The following is a 19,050-nucleotide window of genomic DNA, read 5'->3' on the forward strand; positions in this document are numbered from 1 at the left end:
CCATGCGCGTCTGGATCGATGCCGACGCCTGCCCACGGGCGGCCAAGGATCAGGTGGTGAAGTTTGCCCTCAAGCGCCAATTCGAGGTGGTGCTGGTGGCAGGGCAGAGCCAGATCAAGCCGAGCTTTTCGTGCGTGAAGCTGATCGTGGTGCCCAGTGGCCCTGACGCCGCAGATGATTATCTCGTCGAGCACGCTGTGCCCGGCGAACTGGTGATTTGCAGCGACGTGCCGCTGGCCGATCGCCTGGTGAAGAACGGTGTGACGGCCCTCGATCCTCGCGGCAAGGAGTTCAGCCCGCAGAACATGAGTGAACGGCTGGCGGTGCGTAACCTGTTCACGGACCTGCGGGAGCAGGGCCAGATGGGTGGCGGCCCGCCGCCCCATGGCGAGAAGGAAAAGCAAGCGTTTGCCAATTCACTCGACCGTATCCTCACCCGGTTGATGCGCCAGGCCTGACCCTGTAGCGAGCTTGCTCCCTCGCTACAGTCAGTCGTTCTCGTGGGTCAGCTCCAACACCCGGTCCACCAGTTTGTTGATTCCCGATGCTACTTCGCTGATGTTTTTGCCCAGCATGTAGGCGGGGGTGCTCACGAGCTTGCGGGCCTTGTCTTCGACAATCTCGTCCACTGTGCATTCGCGGTGGGTCGCGCCCATCTTGTCCATCGCTGCTGCCGTGTTGGCATCGTTGCCAATGGTGCAGGTCACGCCGGGGCCGTAGATCTTTGCCGCCAGCGCCGGGGAGATGCAGATCAGCCCTACGGGTTTGCCCGCTTCGGCAAAGGCCTCCGCCAGTTCCAGCACCTGCGGGTTGACGCTGCACCCGGCGCCTTCGACGGCGAAGTTCGACAGGTTCTTCGCCGCTCCAAAACCTCCGGGCACGATCAGCGCGTCGAAATCCTCGGCGTTGGCCTCACGAATGTCCTTCACCTCACCCCGAGCAATGCGCGCCGACTCCACTAGCACGTTGCGCGACTCGGGCATTTCTTCGCCGGTCAGGTGATTGATCACATGCAATTGCGCGATATTGGGGGCAAAACACTGGACCTGAGCACCACGCTGGTCCAGGCGCAGCAGGGTGATCACGCTTTCATGGATCTCTGCGCCGTCATACACGCCACAGCCGGAAAGGATCACTGCAATTTTTTTGCTCATGGGCATTTCTCCTGATTCATGGCGTTAAATGTCTACTTATTTGTCACTCATTGCCAATGGGATATCCAGCCACTACACCTAATCTTGATGTAACAATAATTGACCGGACTTGCCCATGGACTTCGTCCCTTACGCGGTACCGTTTTTCATTGCCTTGATCGTGGTCGAGTTGCTGGCCGACCGTTGGCGCGGTGAGCGCAATTACCGGGTGGCAGACGCCATCAACAGCCTCAGCACTGGCGTGCTCTCCACCACCACGGGGTTGCTGACCAAAGGCGTCGGGCTATTGACCTATGCCTTCGCCCTCAAGCACCTGGCGATCATCGAATTGTCGGCCCAGAGTGTCTGGACCTGGGTGTTCGCCTTTGTCTTCTACGACTTCTGCTACTACTGGCTGCACCGCTGCGGCCATGAACGCAACATCCTCTGGGCCGCCCATTCGGTGCATCACCAGAGCGAGGACTACAACCTCACCACTGCCTTGCGCCAGACCAGCACCGGGTTTCTCCTGAGCTGGATCTTCTATCTGCCGTTGGCGGTGATCGGTGTGCCGTTGGTGGTGTTTATCAGCGTTGCATCCCTCAACCTGCTGTATCAATTCTGGGTCCATACCCGGCATGTGCCCAAGCTGGGCTGGTTCGAGTGGTTTTTCGTCACACCGTCCAATCATCGGGCTCACCACGCACAGAACGCTCTCTACATGGATCGCAACTACGGCGGGGTGTTCATTATTTGGGACCGGCTGTTTGGCTCCTTCCAGGAAGAAGACGAAAATGAGCCGGTGATCTTTGGCGTGACCACGCCGCTGGCCAGTTGGAACCCGTTGTGGGCCAACCTGCAGTTTTATGCACAGTTGTGGAGTGATGCCCGGCGCACTGAGCGTTGGTGGGATAAGTTACGTATCTGGTTCATGCGCACGGGCTGGCGCCCGGCGGATGTGGCGGCGAAGTACCCGCTGGCCAAGCCGGACCTGAGCCAGTTCCGTAAATTCGAGGTGCCACTGGACACTCGTCAGCAGATTTACATCGCCCTACAGTTCGCCGTTTACGTGGGCTTGGGCAGCTATTTGATGAATGTTGGCGAAGGGCTGCCGACCGCTGCCCTGGTGCTGGGTTGGAGTGCGATGGCGCTGGGGTTGTTTGCTTTGGGAGTGGCGCTGGAGAATCGCCCGTGGGCGTTGAAGGCCGAGTTTTTGCGCCTGGTGCTGAATGTGCCACTGGTGTGGTTGGCGCCGCTGGTCGGTTTGTGGCCTGCCAGCGCGTTGGGCTGGCTGGGCCTTCTCAGCTATAGCCTGCTCAGCCTCATCGGCCTCTACTGTTGCAGAGACCGGCTTACTCGACTGGCGTCGTAGGTTCTTTCTTTTGCTCGTCCAGCCGGGCCTTTGCCTCGGCACAGGCCTGGCGCGTCAAGCGGGCATTCTTGATGCGACGACGCAGCCACAAGCCCAGGCCCAGCACCAGCAGGGCGCCGAGCACCCATAGCTCGTACTTCTTGACGCTGCCCAGCATACCTTCGAGCACGGCGCCGAAATGGTAGGCCGCAGCCCCCAGCGCGGCGGCCCAAATGGCCGCGCCAATACCGTTGAGCAACAGATAGCGGCCTGGCGGATAGCCTGACAAGCCAATGGCTACTGGCATCACCGTGCGCAAACCGTAGACAAAACGGAAGCTCAGTACCCAGATATCCGGGTGCTTGCGGATATGTTCCAGGGCGCGATCACCCATCAATTGCCAGCGCGGTTTGCGGGCCAGGAGCTTGCGGCCATGCTTGCGCCCCAGGAAGTACCACAGCTGGTCGCCGGCGTAGCTGCCAAAAAAGGCAACGACCACCACCAGGTTGATATCCATGTATCCGCGGAACGCCAAGAAGCCTGCGAGGACCAAAATGGTTTCGCCTTCGAAGAACGTGCCTAGGAAGAGGGCAAAGTAGCCAAAGTCATGCAGAAATTGTTGGAGCATTGTCTGGGTGCTGGCGAAATGAACGCGCAGCCTACGCCTTCGTGAACATTCATGAAAGTATCGAGATGTGTCACGAAGTGAACAATTCCTACAAAAACCAGGAATGCGACTACAGGTCGCATGGATAAGCACAACTGTAATTCCTTCGTCATAATGGCCGCTTATAACTGTCACGCTCGCCCGTCAAGCCGGGCTCAGGAGTCTGCCGTGAGCTTTACCCCCGCCAATCGACTGTTTCCCGCTACCCGTCTACGCCGCAATCGTCGTGATGATTTTTCTCGCCGCCTGGTTCGTGAAAACGTCCTGACGGTGGATGATCTGATCCTGCCGGTGTTTGTGCTGGACGGTGAAAATCGTCGGGAAGCGGTGGCCTCGATGCCGGGTGTGGAGCGGTTGACTATTGATCTGCTGCTGATCGAGGCGGCGAACTGGGTCGAGTTGGGGATTCCGGCCGTGGCGCTGTTCCCGGTCACGCCCTCCGAGCTTAAATCCCTGGATGCCGCCGAAGCCTGGAACCCGGATGGCATCGCCCAGCGCGCCACCCGCGCTTTGCGCGAGCGCTTCCCGGAGCTGGGAGTGATTACTGACGTGGCGCTGGACCCGTTCACCACCCACGGGCAGGATGGCATTCTCGACGAGGCAGGCTATGTTCAGAACGACATCACCGTGGATGCACTGGTCAAACAGGCCTTGTCCCACGCTGCTGCGGGCGCCCAGGTGGTTGCGCCGTCGGACATGATGGACGGTCGCATCCAGGCGATCCGCGAGGCGCTGGAACTGGCCGACCACGTTAATGTGCGGATCATGGCCTATTCAGCCAAGTACGCCAGTGCCTATTACGGGCCATTTCGCGATGCGGTGGGCTCGGCGCTGAACCTGGGCAAGGCCAACAAAGCCTCGTACCAGATGGACCCGGCCAACAGCCATGAAGCCCTGCACGAAGTGGCCGCCGACCTGGCTGAAGGCGCCGACATGGTGATGGTCAAGCCTGGGATGCCGTACCTGGACATCCTTTATCGGGTCAAAGAGGAATTCAAGGTACCGACCTTTGTCTATCAGGTAAGCGGTGAGTACGCCATGCACATGGCCGCGATCCAGAATGGTTGGTTGAGTGAAGGGGTGATCCTCGAATCCCTGACTGCCTTTAAACGCGCGGGAGCTGATGGCATCCTGACTTACTTTGCCGCCCGCGCCGCCCAATTGCTTAGAGAGCAACAATAGCCCTCACAGGAACACTCGATGAATACCGAAGGACTCTCAGAAGTTGCAGTAAAAGACGCTCACCCGGTGGTTGAACAAGTCACCGAGACTCCGCCGGAGCTGGAGCCCGCGCCGCCTGCCGTAGCGGCGGAGGTGCACGCCGTGGCACCGGTGATCGCGATCCCGAACCTGGATGACAGCAGCCTGTACATCCATCGTGAGCTGTCACAACTGCAATTCAACATCCGCGTGCTGGAACAGGCGCTGGATGAGTCCTACCCGCTGCTGGAACGGCTGAAGTTCCTGCTGATCTTCTCCAGCAACCTGGATGAGTTCTTCGAGATTCGCGTCGCCGGCCTCAAGAAACAGATCACCTTCGCCCGTGAACAGGCGGGTGCCGATGGCTTGCAACCGCATCAAGCCCTGGCGCGCATCAGTGAGCTGGTGCACGGGCATGTCGATCGCCAATACGCGATCCTCAACGACATCCTGTTGCCGGAGCTGGAAAAACATCAGGTTCGTTTCATCCGTCGCCGACACTGGACCACCAAGATCAAGACGTGGGTGCGCCGCTTTTTCCGCGATGAGATCGCTCCGATCATCACCCCCATCGGTCTGGACCCGACGCACCCGTTTCCGTTGCTGGTGAACAAGAGCCTGAACTTCATCGTCGAGCTGGAAGGCATCGACGCCTTCGGTCGCGATTCGGGCTTGGCGATCATTCCGGCACCGCGTCTGCTGCCACGGATCATCAAGGTACCGGAAGAAGTGGGGGGCGCTGGCGATAACTATGTATTCCTCTCGTCGATGATCCACGCCCACGCCGATGACCTGTTCCAGGGCATGAAGGTCAAGGGCTGCTACCAGTTCCGCCTGACCCGTAACGCCGACCTGGCGCTGGACTCCGAAGACGTCGAAGACTTGGCCCGCGCCCTGCGCGGCGAGCTGTTCTCCCGGCGCTACGGCGATGCCGTGCGCCTGGAAGTGGCAGACACCTGCCCTAAACACCTGTCGGACTACCTGCTCAAGCAGTTCAACCTGGGCGAGACGGAGTTGTACCAGGTCAACGGTCCGGTGAACCTGACGCGCCTGTTCAGCATCACTGGCCTGGACAGCCACCCGGAGCTGCAATACACGCCGTTTACCCCGCAGATCCCGAAACTGCTGCAAAACAGCGAGAACATCTTCAGCGTGGTCAGCAAGCAGGATATTTTGCTGCTGCACCCGTTCGAGTCGTTCACCCCGGTGGTCGACCTGCTGCGCCAGGCCGCCAAGGACCCGCATGTCCTGGCTGTGCGCCAGACCCTGTACCGCAGCGGCGCCAACTCGGAAATCGTTGATGCACTGGTAGATGCTGCTCGTAACGGCAAGGAGGTCACTGCGGTGATTGAATTGCGCGCCCGTTTCGATGAGGAGTCAAACCTGCAACTGGCCAGCCGCCTGCAAGCGGCCGGTGCGGTGGTGATTTACGGTGTGGTTGGATTCAAGACCCACGCCAAGATGATGCTGATCCTGCGCCGTGAAGCCGGTGAGATCGTGCGTTACGCCCACTTGGGCACCGGCAACTACCACGCCGGCAACGCCAAGCTGTACACCGACTACAGCCTGCTGACCTCCGACGACGCTTTGTGCGAAGACGTCGGAAAACTGTTCAGCCAGTTGATCGGCATGGGCAAGACCTTGCGCATGAAGAAGCTATTGCATGCGCCGTTCACCCTGAAGAAGGGCATGCTCGACATGATTGCCCGGGAAACTCAGTTCGCCCTCGAGGGCAAGCCGGCGCACATCATCGCCAAGTTCAACTCGCTGACCGACCCGAAGATCATCCGCGCGCTGTACAAGGCCAGCCAGTCCGGGGTGCGTATCGACCTGGTGGTGCGTGGCATGTGCTGCCTGCGTCCGGGGATTGCCGGCGTCTCGCACAACATCCATGTGCGTTCGATCATCGGCCGCTTCCTGGAACACACACGGGTGTTCTACTTCCTCAATGGCGGTGAAGAGCAGATGTTCCTCTCCAGTGCCGACTGGATGGAGCGCAACCTCGACAAGCGTGTGGAGACTTGCTTCCCGGTGGAAGGCAAGAAGCTGATCATGCGGGTCAAGAAGGAGCTGGAGAGTTATCTCACTGATAACACTCACAGCTGGAGCCTGCAGTCGGACGGCCGTTACGTGCGCAATACGCCGACCGGCAACCAGAATCCGCGCAGCGCCCAGGCGACGCTGTTGGAGCGGTTGGGTAGCCCGATTCTGACGGTGAACTAAGCACTGGCACGATCCAGAAAATGTGGGAGCGGGCTTGCCCGCGATAGCGGTGGGTCAGCCAATTGATGTGTTGACTGACACTCCGTAATCGCGGGCAAGCCCGCTCCCACATTTGTTTGTCGGTGGCCTTCAGGCCGTATCAGCGCACGTTCAGGCTGAACCCAACCCGCGTCAGCCACTCGGCTTCCTGGGCGAAGTCCGCCTGGGTCAGTTGGTTTTCATCCAGCCAGTTCTTCGGGAACACCACATCCAGGCTGTGGCCATGGGCGCGCAGGGTCACCTGGGGCATTTCCTGGGTGCCACGAATGTGGTGGAACAGGATCGCGAAGCGCAGCAGCGCGCACAGGCGGATCAGCTTGATGCCTTCGTCGCCAAACTCGGCGAATTTATCCTTGGGGATATTGCGTCGATGACCGCGCACCAGCAGCGCGAGCATTTGCTGGTCTTCCCGGGAAAAACCAGCCAGGTCCGAGTGCTCGATCAGGTAGGCGCCGTGCTTGTGGTAGTGGTAGTGGGCGATGTCCAGGCCCACTTCATGGACCTTGGCCGCCCAACCCAACAGCTCGCGCCAGACACCGTCTTCCAGGTCCCAGTCTTCAGCCACTTGATCAAAGGCATGCAGCGCCTTGCGCTCAACCCGTGCCGCCTGCTCCAGGTCGACGTGGTAGCGCTCCATCAGCGAGCTGAGGGTGCGCTCACGGACGTCTTCGTGATGATGACGACCCAGCAGGTCATAGAGCACGCCTTCACGCAGGGCGCCGTCACAGTGATCCATGCGCTGCAATTCGAGGGCGTCGAAGATCGCTTCGAGGATTGCCAGGCCAGCGGGGAATATTGCCCGGCGATCCGGCTTGATGCCGTCGAAGTCGATTTTCTCGGCGTCTCCTAACTTGAACAGCTTGCGCTTGAGCCAGGCCAGCCCTTCCGCATTGACCTCACCGGTACCGTGGCCGCCAGCCTTGAGGGCCAGGCCGATGGCGCGGATGGTGCCCGAGGAGCCAATGGCTTCATCCCAGGTCAGGCGGTGCAGGGCGTGCTCGATGCTCATGATCTCCAGCCGCGCCGCAGTATATGCCTGGGCGTAACGGGCCGGAGTGATCTTGCCGTCCTTGAAATAGCGCTGGGTATAGCTGACGCAACCCATTTGCAGGCTTTCGCGCAGCAGCGGCTCGAAACGCTGGCCGATGATGAACTCGGTACTGCCACCGCCGATATCGGCCACCAGGCGCTTGCCTGGGGTGTCGGCCAGGGTGTGGGACACGCCGAGGTAGATCAGGCGCGCTTCTTCACGGCCGGAGATGACTTCCACCGGGTGCCCGAGGATTTCCTCGGCGCGGCGGATGAACTCGCCACGGTTGCGGGCTTCACGCAGGGCGTTAGTGCCGACAATGCGTACAGCGCCCAGGGGCATGCCGTTGATCAGCTGGGCGAAGCGCTTGAGGCAATCGAGCCCGCGCTGCATGGACTCTTCATTGAGCTGGCGCTCGTCGTCGATCCCGGCAGCCAATTGTACTTTCTCGCCGAGCCGCTCAAGGATGCGGATCTCGCCGTTCTGGGCCTTGGCCACGACCATGTGAAAACTGTTGGAGCCCAGGTCGATGGCGGCGATCAGGGACAGATTCTTGGCTTGGGATTGCGGCATGGGTAAGGGATCTCGGTCGATAACCTTGCCATCGTGCCACGATCAACCGCTGACGCCAACGCGTAGTGCTTGGGGAATTTTTCTATCGTTGTCTGTGAACAAGTTCTGAAGGAAATGTAGGGGAACTCTTCAAGCATCTGTTAATTGAGCTGTAGAGTGTCGAGTCAATTTAAAAATCATTAGCGCTCATCATTCTTCATGATTTTGCCTACGCAGGGAGTTCAATAGTTTTGGCAGGTTTGTTGTTGGGGACTACTGCTGACTTTGGTTAAGTGGACAGTTATTGTTTACAGGTCTCACGTCGGCCGAAGTGTTGTCTTATTCTTTTGAAGTGCGCTGAGGAGAGAGACTGTCACCCGGCAATTACGCCGTGGTGTTATTTATTTATAGTTTTGTATTTCAAGGATGATCTGTGTCGGACGAGGAATGGCCTGGCTCGTAATAAAAAACGCCTGAAGTTTTCTAATGACAGGTGAATATGAAAAAAATATTTGGTTTGACCATGGGTGTTATTTGCCTGGCAGCAAGTCTCAGTGCTCAGGCAACGACCGTTGCGCAGTTGGTGGTCAGGGGCACGATCACGCCGGCAGCATGCAACCTGAGCCTGGGGGGTGGCGGGATCATCGACTACGGCGTAATCCGTTCGGGGGAACTGTCCCAAACGGCCTTCAATCCTCGCGAAGAGAGGACGACCTCGCTGGTTGTCAATTGTGGTACCACACCCGCAAAGTTCGGCTTGACCCTTACTGATCTACAGGGTGGCAGCAAGGTACCTGGAATATTGGGGACCGGCTTCACCGAAGCTCAAAACTATGGCCTGGGAGCTGTAGGTACCCGCCGTACCGGCGGTTACTCGGTCACCCTCAGGGACCTCCGGTCGTCGGGTGTCGTGCTGAACCCGATCATGCGAGTCAGCGCCGGTGCCTGGCAGAACAGTGATGGCAAGGTCGCCCAAACACCTAGCCAGTACTCATGGCGCAACGGGGTCACGGTTACTCCTGCCTCGATCTCTCAATTGACGGGTGTTATTGCAGTAAAAGCAGTGATCAACAGGGCGCAGGATTTGGACCTCACCCGGGATGTCACTTTGGATGGGCGCGCCACTCTAGTACTGAGTTACATCTAAATATCTGAAAAGCAGCCGATAGTGACGTGGAAGTTGTCAGGGGACTTTCATGTCTTATCGGCTGGTCATAGGCGCGTGTTCGTTTTCTAACTGTTTACTTATAATGTTGCGGGGAAAACCAGGTGAGTGGTCGTTCAAGAGTAAATATGACGCTGTTGTGGTGTGCAAGTTTGTATTTTTATTTGTCCGCCATGGCCATGGCGGATGGTATGCAGCCTGAAACAACCGTTGTTGTTCTTTATGAAGAGGACGCAGAGGCGACAATCACAATCAAGAATACAGACCCGGGCCCGGCATTACTTCACTCAGTGGTCGAAAATATCCCCGAGGACCTGGAGCCTTTATTGATCGTCACGCCACCCATTACTCGGGTAGAGGGTGGTGATACACAGCTTGTCCGTTTCATCAGCACCTCGAAGGTACCACTCAAGACCCAGCGTCTGAAGCGCATTTCGTTCGAAGGTATTCCCCAGGCGAGTGTTCCGGGCGGAGCGACCATCGGCATTACCCTTCGACAGAACCTGCCGCTGATCTTGCACCCTCAAGGGTTACCCAGGCACCAGACGCCTTGGGAATTGTTGAAATGGAAGCGCGAGGGTGAACGCCTGACCGTTCACAATGACAGCGCTTACGTCGTGCGTCTGGCGCTGGACGTGCAACTGCTTCCGCAAAAGCACCTGGCCACATTGCCGCGAACCTACATCTTGCCGGGTGAAGTCCTGACGGCAACGGTTGACGGGCCTTTGAAAGATTTGGCCTCGGTGGAGATTCAACCGGCCACGGTTTATGGGTTTTCGGTCGATAGCTACCGAGCCCCCGTCATTGCCGATGCGCGTTGATCGGCTTATGAAAAAACCAAAGAAGCTGTGCTCGCGCACCCACTACGCTCTGAACGCCGGTGCTTCGGCCTTCAGGCCTTACCGCTCAAACGTTTTCGTGGGGCTTGTGACACTGTGGGGGTTGCCAGGCTATGTCTCTGCCCTTGAGCTAGGAGAGGGCTTTGACCTTGCTGCGTTAACCGCACATGGAATTGACCCTCAGGTTTCCGAATACTTTCGCAGCGCGGCGCGTTTTCGCGAGGGTGTCCATGTGGTGGGGCTGCGGGTGAACGGGAATCCGTTGGGGCTGGTAGATGCGCGTTTCGACTATCAGGGGCAGCTATGTTTCACCCCTGGACTGCTGGACAAAGCCGGCTTGTTGAAGCCGTCCGGAATCATTCGTGAGGGTATTACGCCTGACCAGGCCTGCCATGACTTCCTCGGTGAATTTCCCTCGACGATGGTGAGGCTGCGCCCGGGCAGCGATGAAGTCACGCTGGTGGTGCCTACGCAGTCGTTACGTGAGCCCGAATGGGAGGCCGGCAGTTTTTCCCGGGGCGGCGCGGCGGCCCTGTTCAATTACGACGTGCTGGGTTTTGATACTCAGTCGCGTGGTGATTCCAGCCGCTATATGTCGGCTTACACCGAGGCGGGCTTCAACCTTGGTGACTGGATTGTTCGCAGTCGCCAGTTCTATGTTTCCGACAATGGCAAAACCAGTACCGAGCATGTGCATGCTTTTGCACAGCGTGATATTGCCGCGTTGCAGTCGACTTTTCAGGTCGGCCAGATATCGAGCAACAACCCGGTGTTCGGTGGGCTGCAGTTATCCGGACTCCAGTTTTCCCCCGACGGCCAGTTACGCATGCCTGCGGGTAGCAACGACGTGGTCGTCGAGGGGCTAGCCCAAAGCCAGTCACGTATTGAAGTGCGTCAGGCCGCCGCGTTGATCTACAGCACCCTGGTGCCGGAGGGGCCATTCAGGTTGACAGGGTTGCCGTTGCTCAATGGCACGAGCGACCTTGAAGTGAGCGTCATTGACGTTCGCGGCGCACGGCGTAGTTTTGTCGTGCCTGCCGCCTCCTTTCGTGGGGCCGCTCCGGTAACACCGGGTTATTACCTGTCGCTGGGCAAGGTGCGCGAGTCATCGGTCGACAGCAAAGAGCAACCGGTAGTGGCCATGGCCAGCGGGACCTGGGGGCTGGGGCGGGCGTCGTCCCTGGGGTTCGGTCTGTTGAGCACCGATGAATATCAGGCAGCGGGCGGAGCCCTGAGCAGCGTTTTTTTCCAGCGAGTGGCCGTGGGGGGGCGTCATAACCTGTCCCGTGACAGCCGGGACAAAGTGTCCGGGGCTCGCAGCACGCTGTCTTTGAGCAGCCCGCTATTTGCCGACATGGACATGAACCTGAGCGCAGCCTCCCAGACCCGTGGTTATCGCGAGGTACTTGAAGCCGGCCAGTCGTCGCGGGTTGACGATTTTGATGGACGTTTCAGGAGTCAATACACGGCGGGCTTGAGCTGGGCAGATCCGATCCTGGGAGGCTTTTCCCTCAATTACACACGCAGCTCGCAATTTGACGGCCGCTCCGTCGAGCACTTATTTGCTTCCTGGAACAAGGGATTCAGGCACGCCGATGTGGCGTTGGTCGCCGACTCACAGGTGGGTGGTTCACGGCGGCGCAGTCACGATACATCTATCGGCAGGGAGCGCGATAAACGGTTGGAAGAGGGTATTTCCATTCGGCTGCAGGTCAGCATTCCCTTGGGCGAAGACCGTCGCCTTGTTTCCTATGCCAGTCGCCGGGGTGACAGGCTCGACGCCGGCACGTTGCTCAGTGAGCGGGTTAATGAATACGTGAACTACGAGGTGGGTGTCGAGCGCGACCTGAAGGGGCGTGAGCAAGCTGTGCGGGGCCATGTGGACGTGATGCCACGTTATACCCGTGTCGGATTGGGTGTGAGCCGTGACTCGTTGAGTACCAGTTACACAGGGCAGCTTCAAGGTGGTGTTGTGGCCCATGCGCGCGGGCTGACGTTCTCACCTTATGCTGTTCAGGACACCTTCGGTATCGTTTCGGTGGGCGATATCGGGTCCACCAAGGTCGCGACCCCGCTGGGCCCTGTATGGACTGACTTCAGCGGGCAAGCGGTGATTGCCGGGCTGCCGGCTTATAGCAGCAGCCGTGTTGAGGTACAGACCCAGTCCTTGCCCAAACATATCGACCTGAAGAACGGTGCCAAAGTACTCGCCGCCGGGCGGGGCTCTTTCAACAACGTGGATTTTGAGGTGGTGAAAGTTCGCCGTCTGTTACTTGAGGTGCATGACGAACAAGGCAGGCCATTGCCGCAGGGCGCCTCGGTGTTCGACAAGGACAACACTTTTCTGACCAGCGTGGTGGGTGAGGGGATGCTCTTCCTGAGAAATGCGAATGAGCTGCAAACCTTGAAGGTTTCACTGCCGGACTCAACCACCTGCCTGCTGCAACTGAACCCTGAGCAAGAGCCCAACAATGACAAACTCTACGAAACCGCTTCGGCGGTCTGCCATGCGCCGTGAACCTGCGGGAAGTCGGCGGTGGGGGCTGGCCCTGCTGTGCTTTACCGCACTGATGGCGAATGAAGCGCAGGCCGACACCTGTCGGCTGTCTTTGAGCCAGCCTCGAGTTGATTATGGTGTTATCCACCGTACTGAGCGGATGGAGGGGGCGTCTGGTCGGCAGTCTTTAGGCAAGCGCACCCTGCACCTGACTGTTGTCTGTACTCATCCGTCGGTGATGGCATTGCGTTTTAACGGTGTGCCGGCGGATGGGCACGGGTTCCAGTTCGGACGGCAGGGGCGCTTTACCCTGAGCCTCAAGCAGGCCCAGGTCGACGGGCGCGATGTCGAGTGGACCGTTGCGCAATTGCCGGGCGAACCTGCAAGCGGCCGCCTATTGCCCGGCCAGACGCTGGTTGCACGAGCCACCGGGGCAAGGGTGACGGGGCGCCGGTTGACGGCCCAGGTCGATATTGATGTCGAGCTGGCGCCTGCTGCTCTTGCCGTGCGCAATCAAACACTGCTCGAGGGCCAGGGAGGGTTTGAGCTGGTCAGCCTGGCTGTTCCACCGAGCCAATGAAGTTGGCCAGTTCGGCGGTCTGCGGTTGGGCAAACAGGATTTTCGGATCGCCCACTTCATGGACTTTGCCCTGGTGCATGAACACCAGCTTGTCACCCACTTCCCGAGCAAAGCGCATCTCGTGGGTGACCATGACCAGGGTCATGCCATCCCTGGCCAGTTGCCGGACCACGCTGAGCACTTCATTGACCAGCTCCGGGTCGAGGGCCGAGGTGATTTCATCGCACAGCAGTACCTTGGGCGACATGGCGAGCGCCCGGGCGATGGCGACCCGCTGTTGCTGGCCACCGGACAAACGATCAGGAAAAGCATCGAATTTCTCTCCCAGGCCAACCCGCTCCAGCATCTGCCGCGCCAGTTGTGCGGCCTTGGCCTTGGGCACTTTTTGCACCACCTGGGGCGCCAGCATGACGTTCTCGCCTACCGTCAGGTGCGGGAACAGGTTGAACTGCTGGAACACCATGCCGACTTTCTGCCGCAGGCTGCGCAGGTCGGCGCGGGCGGCATCGAGGTATTCACCGTCGACTTCGATCACCCCGTCGTTGATCGACTCCAGGCCGTTGAGCGTGCGCAGCAAGGTGGATTTACCCGAGCCGCTGCGGCCGATAATCGCCACCACCTGGCCTTCTTCGACACTCAGGTCGATGCCCTTGAGTACGTGGTGATCGCCGTAATATTTGTGCAGGGCAGAAATTCTAAGCAGAGGCATGCAGTCTCCTTTCCAGGTAGCGCGCGCTGAGGGACAAGGGGTAGCAGAGCAGGAAGTAACCGAGCGCCACCAAGCCATAGACCATGAAGGGTTCGAAGGTCGCGTTGGCGAGCATGCCGCCAGTCTTGGTCAGTTCGGTAAAGCCGATGATCGAGGTCACGGCGGTGCCTTTGACTACCTGCACCGAGAAACCCACGGTGGGCGCTACGGCAATACGCAGGGCTTGGGGCAGGATCACATAGCGCAATTGTTCATAAGGGTCGAGGGCCAGGCTCGCTGAGGCTTCCCATTGACCATGGGCGATGGACTCGACGCAGCCGCGCCAGATCTCCGCCAGGTAGGCGCTGGTAAACAGGGTCAAGGCGATCGCCGCCGCCAGCCAGGGCGAGATATCCACCCCCAGCAACGCCACACCGAAGAACACCAGGAACAATTGCATCAACAGCGGCGTGCCCTGGAACAGCTCGATCCAGGTACGGGCGAGGTTGCGTGGGAAGGCCTTGGTGCTGATGCGCAGGGTCATCACCAGCAAACCCACCAAGCCGCCACCGATGAACGCTACCAGGGACAGCAGCAAGGTCCATTGCAGGCCGATCAGCAGGTTGCTCACGATGTCCCAGAAGGAGAAGTCACTCATCGGCTGCTCCTCTGAATGTAGCGCCGGCCGATCCAGTTCAATAACTGGCGGATCATCAAGGCCATGCACAGGTAAATCAGGGTGGTCAGGGCATAGGTTTCGAAGGCGCGGAAATTGCGGGACTGGATGAAGTTGGCGGCAAAGCTCAGCTCTTCGGTGGCGATCTGTGAACAGACCGCCGAACCGAGCATCACGATGATGATCTGGCTGCTCAAGGCCGGCCAGACCTTGCCCAGCGCCGGCAGCAGCACTACGTGGCGGAACGCTTCGAAGCGGGTCATCGCCAGCGCCGCTGCCGCTTCCAATTGTCCGCGAGGAATGGCCTGGATCCCGGCGCGAATAATCTCGGTGGAGTAGGCGCCCAGGTTGATCACCATCGCCAGTACCGCCGCCTGCCATTCGGAAATCTGCACGCCGAGGGATGGCAAGCCGAAGAAGATGAAAAACAACTGCACCAGAAACGGCGTGTTGCGGATCAACTCGACATACACCCCGAACATCCAGCACAGCGGCTGGATTTTCCACGCTCGCGCCACTGCGCCGACAATCCCCAGGGCCACGCCCAGTACCGCACCGATGGCGGTCAGCTCAAGCGTGAACAGCGCACCGCGCAGCAACAGATCGGTATTGGCCAGGACCGGCACAAAGTCGAATTGATAGGCCATATCTAACCCTCGTTGCGGCAATCAGAGATCAGCCGGCAGCGGCTCTTTGAGCCACAATTTCGCGTTCTTTTCCAGGCTGCCGTCAGCCTTGGCGGCGACGAGGATCTGGTTGACCTTATCCAGCAGCGCCGGCTCGTTCTTGTTCACGCCCACGTAGACGGGCGAGTCCTTGAGCTTCACTTTCAGCGCCGGTATACGCTTGGGACTGCGCTCGCTGATGGCGACCATCACCACGTTGCCGCTGGCAATCAGGTCTACCTGGCCGGCCAGGTAAGCGGCGATGGTCGAGTTGTTGTCTTCGAAGCGTTTGATCGTGGCCTCTTTTGGCGCGACGGCGGTCAGCTCAATGTCTTCGATAGCGCCACGGGTCACGCTGATGGTTTTGCCCTTGAGGTCATCGACGGTGCTGACAGGTGCGTCCGGTGGGCCGAATACGGCGAGGTAGAAGGGTGCATAGGCCTTGGAGAAATCGATGACTTTCTCCCGTTCGGCGTTCTTGCCCAGGCTGGAAATCACCAGATCGACCTTGCCGGTGGTGAGGAAGGGGATGCGATTGGTGCTGTTGACTGGCGTCAGTTCAAGTTTGACCTTGAGCTGGTCAGCCAGCAGTTTTGCAGTGTCGATGTCCAGGCCGCGAGGCTTCATGTCCGGGCCAACCGAACCGAACGGAGGGAAATCCTGGGGCACGGCGACCTTGAGGGTGCCACGGGCGACGATATCGTCCAGGCCATTGGCCTGGGCGGGCGCCTGGCTCAGCATCAGGCTGGCAAACAGGGCGGTGAGCAGGGCGCTGCAACGCTTGGTCATGGCAACTCTCCGAAATGGGCGAAGGAATTTTCTGGTTTCTGCCAGTGCACAGCCCATGCCATCACCCTGTGAATCGCCTGAAAGGGCGCAATCTATTGGGCTGTAGCGGTCTTACTGGTCTGAACAGTTGCGTTGGCTTTTGCACTCTTTTCGAGCGCCACAAAAATCCCGCGAGCTCCTTTGGAGCGTGGCTTGCCGGGTGCCGCGAATAGCTTTACAACTAGCCGCTCAGTGGACTGGAACCTTGAGTTTTTTATGAATTCCATCGCGCAGGCCGTACCGGAGTTAGCGTTGCAAGCTATCCGCAAACTGATCGCCGAAGAGGGCTTCGGACCGGGCGATGCGCTGCCGTCCCAACGCGACCTGGCGCTGCAATTGGGCGTGAGTCGTGCTTCGTTACGCGAAGCGTTGTCCTCGCTCAGTGCGCTGGGCGTGGTCAGCGTGCAGCCAGGAAAAGGCGTGTTCGTGCAAGCGATGGATGAGCCTGCGGGCTTTGCCTGGCCTTTTGCTGCGCAAGCAACACCGTTGGATATCTTTCAACTGCGCTATGCCTTGGAAGGGTTCGCGGCAGGGTTGGCGGCGGTGACGTTGACCACCGATGAGTTGGATCTTCTTGACGATAATGTCGAGGCGATGCACAAAGAACTTAAGGCCAGTGACTTCGAGGCGGCGGCGCGGCTGGACTTCGAATTCCACCAGCGCATCCTGCTGGCCAGCGGAAATCAGGCGATGGTCAGCATTCTCAGTGCCAGCGTCGACGTGTTTCTGGAGAGTCAGAAGCTACCGTTCATCCGACCGGAGCGGGCCATGGAGACCTGGCAGGAACACCGCAAGATCCTCCGTGCCCTGGCGCGGCGCGCCAGTGCCGCATCACAGAAAACCATGCAAGAACACGTACGTAACGCGGCGCTGCGTACGGGCATTGCCTTCATTACTCCCGTCATGCGTTGATCTGGGCTATACCCAAACTCATGCAACACCATAGCAAGAGTCAATCAGAGGCGGCTTCCTGAACGAGGGAAGGGCGGCTATGATGGGCAACGTTTTTTTTGCTTACAACCCGGAGACATCCATGAGCAACGATCTTATCAAGCACGTCACCGACGCGACCTTTGAGGCAGAAGTACTTAAGGCCCAAGGCCCGGTGCTGGTTGACTACTGGGCTGAATGGTGTGGTCCTTGCAAAATGATCGCTCCGGTTCTGGACGACATTGCTACCACCTACGAAGGCAAGTTGACCATTGCCAAGCTGAACATCGACGACAACCAGGAAACCCCGGCCAAGCACGGCGTGCGTGGTATCCCGACGCTGATGCTGTTCAAGAACGGCAACGTCGAAGCCACCAAGGTCGGCGCACTGTCGAAGTCCCAGCTGCAAGCTTTCCTCGACGCCAACATCTAAGCGTCGTCAAAAAAGCCCCGCAAATAGCGGGGCTTTTTCGTGAAACAGGGCTAGACGCTCTGAAACTCAGGTGGTACATTCGGCCCCGCACTGGTTTCTCCATTGCCCCCTGCAAGCCGTCGCCGACGCACTCCTTTTCGATTAGTACGCGATCCTGTCGCCTTCTCTGCGGCGCGGCCTCATTAAGCCAAAAGCTTAATTTCCCCCCTCCATAAATGATTACGTCATTCCTATATGAATCTGACTGAACTCAAGCAAAAGCCGATTACCGAACTGCTCGAATTGGCCGAACAGATGGGCATAGAAAATATGGCCCGTTCGCGCAAGCAGGACGTGATTTTCTCCCTGCTGAAAAAGCACGCGAAAAGCGGCGAGGAAATCTCCGGTGATGGCGTGCTGGAGATTCTCCAGGACGGCTTCGGCTTTCTCCGCTCTGCAGACGCCTCCTATCTCGCCGGCCCAGACGATATCTACGTCTCGCCGAGCCAGATCCGTCGCTTCAACTTGCGCACCGGTGACACCATCGTTGGCAAGATCCGCCCTCCGAAGGAAGGCGAGCGTTATTTCGCCCTGCTCAAGGTCGACACGATCAACTTCGATCGTCCCGAGAACGCGAAAAACAAGATTCTCTTCGAGAACCTGACGCCGCTGTTCCCGACCGTGCGCATGAAGATGGAAGCCGGTAACGGTTCCACCGAAGACTTGACCGGTCGTGTCATCGACCTGTGCGCCCCGATTGGCAAGGGCCAGCGCGGCCTGATCGTTGCGCCGCCGAAAGCCGGTAAGACCATCATGCTGCAGAACATCGCAGCGAACATCGCCCGTAACAATCCTGAAGTTCATCTGATCGTATTGCTGATCGATGAGCGTCCGGAAGAAGTAACCGAAATGCAGCGCACTGTGCGCGGCGAAGTCGTTGCCTCGACGTTCGATGAGCCACCAACCCGCCACGTGCAGGTTGCCGAGATGGTGATCGAGAAGGCCAAGCGTCTGGTCGAGCACAAAAAAGACGTGGTGATCCTGCTGGACTCCATCACCCGTCTGGCTCGCGCCTACAACACCGTGATCCCGAGCTCCGGCAAGGTCCTCACCGGTGGTGTCGATGCCCACGCCCTGGAGAAACCGAAACGTTTCTTTGGCGCCGCGCGGAACATTGAAGAAGGCGGCTCGCTGACCATCATCGCCACCGCGCTGGTTGAAACCGGTTCGAAGATGGACGAAGTGATTTACGAAGAATTCAAAGGTACCGGCAACATGGAGTTGCCTTTGGATCGCCGTATCGCTGAAAAACGTGTGTTCCCAGCGATCAACATCAACCGTTCCGGCACCCGCCGCGAAGAGTTGCTGACGGCCGATGACGAACTGCAGCGCATGTGGATTCTGCGCAAGCTGCTGCACCCGATGGACGAAGTAGCGGCCATCGAGTTCCTGATCGACAAGCTGAAAACCACCAAGACCAACGACGAGTTCTTCTTGTCGATGAAGCGCAAATAACGCGACTTCTCAGGTCAAAAAAGAATGGCGCCCTTCGGGGCGCCATTTTTTTTTGTTGAA

Annotated in this window: 18 protein-coding genes; 11 read left to right on the forward strand and 7 right to left on the reverse strand. The window is 58.8% G+C overall.

The window, feature by feature from the left end:
• Positions 1–2: 2 nt before the first annotated feature.
• On the forward strand, positions 3–458 hold the full coding sequence (locus tag GNF76_RS07385; protein ID WP_155582505.1) for a YaiI/YqxD family protein: 456 nt from the start codon (positions 3–5) through the stop codon (positions 456–458).
• A gap of 30 nt (positions 459–488) precedes the next feature.
• Here the strand turns inward: GNF76_RS07385 and elbB are convergent, their stop codons facing one another.
• A complete protein-coding gene (elbB, locus tag GNF76_RS07390) occupies positions 489–1,154 on the reverse strand; it encodes an isoprenoid biosynthesis glyoxalase ElbB (RefSeq protein ID WP_155582506.1) in 666 nt (221 codons plus the stop codon).
• Between the two features lie 115 nt (positions 1,155–1,269).
• On the opposite strand from elbB, the gene GNF76_RS07395 reads away from it, so the two are divergent.
• On the forward strand, positions 1,270–2,505 hold the full coding sequence (locus tag GNF76_RS07395; protein WP_155582507.1) for a sterol desaturase family protein: 1,236 nt from the start codon (positions 1,270–1,272) through the stop codon (positions 2,503–2,505).
• Here GNF76_RS07395 and GNF76_RS07400 read toward each other — a convergent pair.
• A complete protein-coding gene (locus GNF76_RS07400; RefSeq protein WP_155582508.1) occupies positions 2,486–3,112 on the reverse strand; it encodes a DedA family protein in 627 nt (208 codons plus the stop codon). The two genes, GNF76_RS07395 and GNF76_RS07400, sit on opposite strands and share 20 nt — an antisense overlap.
• 207 nt (positions 3,113–3,319) lie before the next feature.
• Between GNF76_RS07400 and hemB the strand changes: the two genes are divergently transcribed.
• Positions 3,320–4,333, forward strand: coding sequence for a porphobilinogen synthase (gene hemB / locus GNF76_RS07405; RefSeq protein ID WP_178123217.1), 1,014 nt, complete (start codon positions 3,320–3,322; stop codon positions 4,331–4,333).
• An 18-nt stretch (positions 4,334–4,351) separates the two neighbouring features.
• The gene (gene ppk1, locus GNF76_RS07410; RefSeq protein ID WP_155582510.1) at positions 4,352–6,574 is read left to right on the forward strand and encodes a polyphosphate kinase 1; all 2,223 of its coding nucleotides are present in this window, start codon (positions 4,352–4,354) and stop codon (positions 6,572–6,574) included.
• Positions 6,575–6,713: 139 nt separating this feature from the next.
• Here the strand turns inward: ppk1 and ppx are convergent, their stop codons facing one another.
• Positions 6,714–8,216: an exopolyphosphatase gene (gene ppx, locus GNF76_RS07415; RefSeq protein ID WP_155582511.1), complete on the reverse strand. Its 1,503-nt coding sequence runs from the start codon at positions 8,214–8,216 to the stop codon at positions 6,714–6,716.
• 478 nt (positions 8,217–8,694) lie between these two features.
• On the opposite strand from ppx, the gene GNF76_RS07420 reads away from it, so the two are divergent.
• The 4 genes from GNF76_RS07420 (at position 8,695) to GNF76_RS07435 (ending at position 13,276) form a co-directional block, all read left to right on the forward strand.
• Complete coding sequence (locus GNF76_RS07420) at positions 8,695–9,342, forward strand: DUF1120 domain-containing protein (protein ID WP_155582512.1); 648 nt, start codon at positions 8,695–8,697, stop codon at positions 9,340–9,342.
• Positions 9,343–9,488: 146 nt separating this feature from the next.
• Entirely contained in the window at positions 9,489–10,181 is a 693-nt protein-coding gene (locus GNF76_RS07425) for a fimbria/pilus chaperone family protein (protein ID WP_155582513.1), read from the forward strand.
• A 7-nt stretch (positions 10,182–10,188) separates the two neighbouring features.
• Positions 10,189–12,717, forward strand: coding sequence for a fimbria/pilus outer membrane usher protein (locus GNF76_RS07430; protein ID WP_155582514.1), 2,529 nt, complete (start codon positions 10,189–10,191; stop codon positions 12,715–12,717).
• Entirely contained in the window at positions 12,707–13,276 is a 570-nt protein-coding gene (locus tag GNF76_RS07435) for a DUF1120 domain-containing protein (RefSeq protein WP_155582515.1), read from the forward strand. Before GNF76_RS07430 ends, GNF76_RS07435 begins: the two co-directional genes overlap by 11 nt.
• Here GNF76_RS07435 and GNF76_RS07440 read toward each other — a convergent pair.
• The 4 genes from GNF76_RS07440 to GNF76_RS07455 are packed head-to-tail and all read right to left on the reverse strand — an operon-like array spanning position 13,248 to position 16,094.
• The gene (locus GNF76_RS07440) at positions 13,248–13,985 is read right to left on the reverse strand and encodes an amino acid ABC transporter ATP-binding protein (RefSeq protein ID WP_155582516.1); all 738 of its coding nucleotides are present in this window, start codon (positions 13,983–13,985) and stop codon (positions 13,248–13,250) included. The genes GNF76_RS07435 and GNF76_RS07440 overlap by 29 nt on opposite strands.
• Positions 13,972–14,622, reverse strand: a complete 651-nt coding sequence (locus tag GNF76_RS07445; RefSeq protein WP_155582517.1) for an amino acid ABC transporter permease — start codon at positions 14,620–14,622, stop codon at positions 13,972–13,974. The genes GNF76_RS07440 and GNF76_RS07445 overlap by 14 nt, the downstream gene beginning before the upstream one ends.
• Entirely contained in the window at positions 14,619–15,287 is a 669-nt protein-coding gene (locus GNF76_RS07450; RefSeq protein WP_155582518.1) for an amino acid ABC transporter permease, read from the reverse strand. The genes GNF76_RS07445 and GNF76_RS07450 overlap by 4 nt, the downstream gene beginning before the upstream one ends.
• Positions 15,288–15,308: 21 nt before the next feature.
• Positions 15,309–16,094, reverse strand: a complete 786-nt coding sequence (locus GNF76_RS07455) for a transporter substrate-binding domain-containing protein (RefSeq protein WP_155582519.1) — start codon at positions 16,092–16,094, stop codon at positions 15,309–15,311.
• 255 nt (positions 16,095–16,349) lie between these two features.
• Between GNF76_RS07455 and GNF76_RS07460 the strand changes: the two genes are divergently transcribed.
• The 3 genes from GNF76_RS07460 (at position 16,350) to rho (ending at position 18,990) form a co-directional block, all read left to right on the forward strand.
• Positions 16,350–17,045, forward strand: coding sequence for a FadR/GntR family transcriptional regulator (locus tag GNF76_RS07460; RefSeq protein ID WP_155582520.1), 696 nt, complete (start codon positions 16,350–16,352; stop codon positions 17,043–17,045).
• A 121-nt stretch (positions 17,046–17,166) separates the two neighbouring features.
• A complete protein-coding gene (trxA, locus tag GNF76_RS07465) occupies positions 17,167–17,496 on the forward strand; it encodes a thioredoxin TrxA (RefSeq protein ID WP_003213989.1) in 330 nt (109 codons plus the stop codon).
• Between the two features lie 234 nt (positions 17,497–17,730).
• Positions 17,731–18,990 (forward strand): transcription termination factor Rho, encoded by a 1,260-nt coding sequence (rho, locus tag GNF76_RS07470; RefSeq protein WP_017845130.1) that lies wholly within the window; start codon positions 17,731–17,733, stop codon positions 18,988–18,990.
• Positions 18,991–19,050: the final 60 nt, after the last annotated feature.

Origin of the sequence: Pseudomonas spelaei (assembly GCF_009724245.1) — a bacterium.
Lineage (GTDB): Bacteria > Pseudomonadota > Gammaproteobacteria > Pseudomonadales > Pseudomonadaceae > Aquipseudomonas > Aquipseudomonas spelaei.

What these genes read in the sequence shown, in the direction of transcription:
- GNF76_RS07385 (WP_155582505.1), top strand. Translation starts at nt 3, where the DNA reads ATGCGCGTCTGGATCGATGCCGACGCCTGCCCACGGGCGGCCAAGGAT.
- elbB (WP_155582506.1), bottom strand. Translation starts at nt 1,154, where the DNA reads ATGAGCAAAAAAATTGCAGTGATCCTTTCCGGCTGTGGCGTGTATGAC.
- GNF76_RS07395 (WP_155582507.1), top strand. Translation starts at nt 1,270, where the DNA reads ATGGACTTCGTCCCTTACGCGGTACCGTTTTTCATTGCCTTGATCGTG.
- GNF76_RS07400 (WP_155582508.1), bottom strand. Translation starts at nt 3,112, where the DNA reads ATGCTCCAACAATTTCTGCATGACTTTGGCTACTTTGCCCTCTTCCTA.
- ppk1 (WP_155582510.1), top strand. Translation starts at nt 4,352, where the DNA reads ATGAATACCGAAGGACTCTCAGAAGTTGCAGTAAAAGACGCTCACCCG.
- ppx (WP_155582511.1), bottom strand. Translation starts at nt 8,216, where the DNA reads ATGCCGCAATCCCAAGCCAAGAATCTGTCCCTGATCGCCGCCATCGAC.
- GNF76_RS07420 (WP_155582512.1), top strand. Translation starts at nt 8,695, where the DNA reads ATGAAAAAAATATTTGGTTTGACCATGGGTGTTATTTGCCTGGCAGCA.
- GNF76_RS07425 (WP_155582513.1), top strand. Translation starts at nt 9,489, where the DNA reads ATGACGCTGTTGTGGTGTGCAAGTTTGTATTTTTATTTGTCCGCCATG.
- GNF76_RS07430 (WP_155582514.1), top strand. Translation starts at nt 10,189, where the DNA reads ATGAAAAAACCAAAGAAGCTGTGCTCGCGCACCCACTACGCTCTGAAC.
- GNF76_RS07435 (WP_155582515.1), top strand. Translation starts at nt 12,707, where the DNA reads ATGCGCCGTGAACCTGCGGGAAGTCGGCGGTGGGGGCTGGCCCTGCTG.
- GNF76_RS07440 (WP_155582516.1), bottom strand. Translation starts at nt 13,985, where the DNA reads ATGCCTCTGCTTAGAATTTCTGCCCTGCACAAATATTACGGCGATCAC.
- GNF76_RS07445 (WP_155582517.1), bottom strand. Translation starts at nt 14,622, where the DNA reads ATGAGTGACTTCTCCTTCTGGGACATCGTGAGCAACCTGCTGATCGGC.
- GNF76_RS07450 (WP_155582518.1), bottom strand. Translation starts at nt 15,287, where the DNA reads ATGGCCTATCAATTCGACTTTGTGCCGGTCCTGGCCAATACCGATCTG.
- GNF76_RS07455 (WP_155582519.1), bottom strand. Translation starts at nt 16,094, where the DNA reads ATGACCAAGCGTTGCAGCGCCCTGCTCACCGCCCTGTTTGCCAGCCTG.
- GNF76_RS07460 (WP_155582520.1), top strand. Translation starts at nt 16,350, where the DNA reads ATGAATTCCATCGCGCAGGCCGTACCGGAGTTAGCGTTGCAAGCTATC.
- trxA (WP_003213989.1), top strand. Translation starts at nt 17,167, where the DNA reads ATGAGCAACGATCTTATCAAGCACGTCACCGACGCGACCTTTGAGGCA.
- rho (WP_017845130.1), top strand. Translation starts at nt 17,731, where the DNA reads ATGAATCTGACTGAACTCAAGCAAAAGCCGATTACCGAACTGCTCGAA.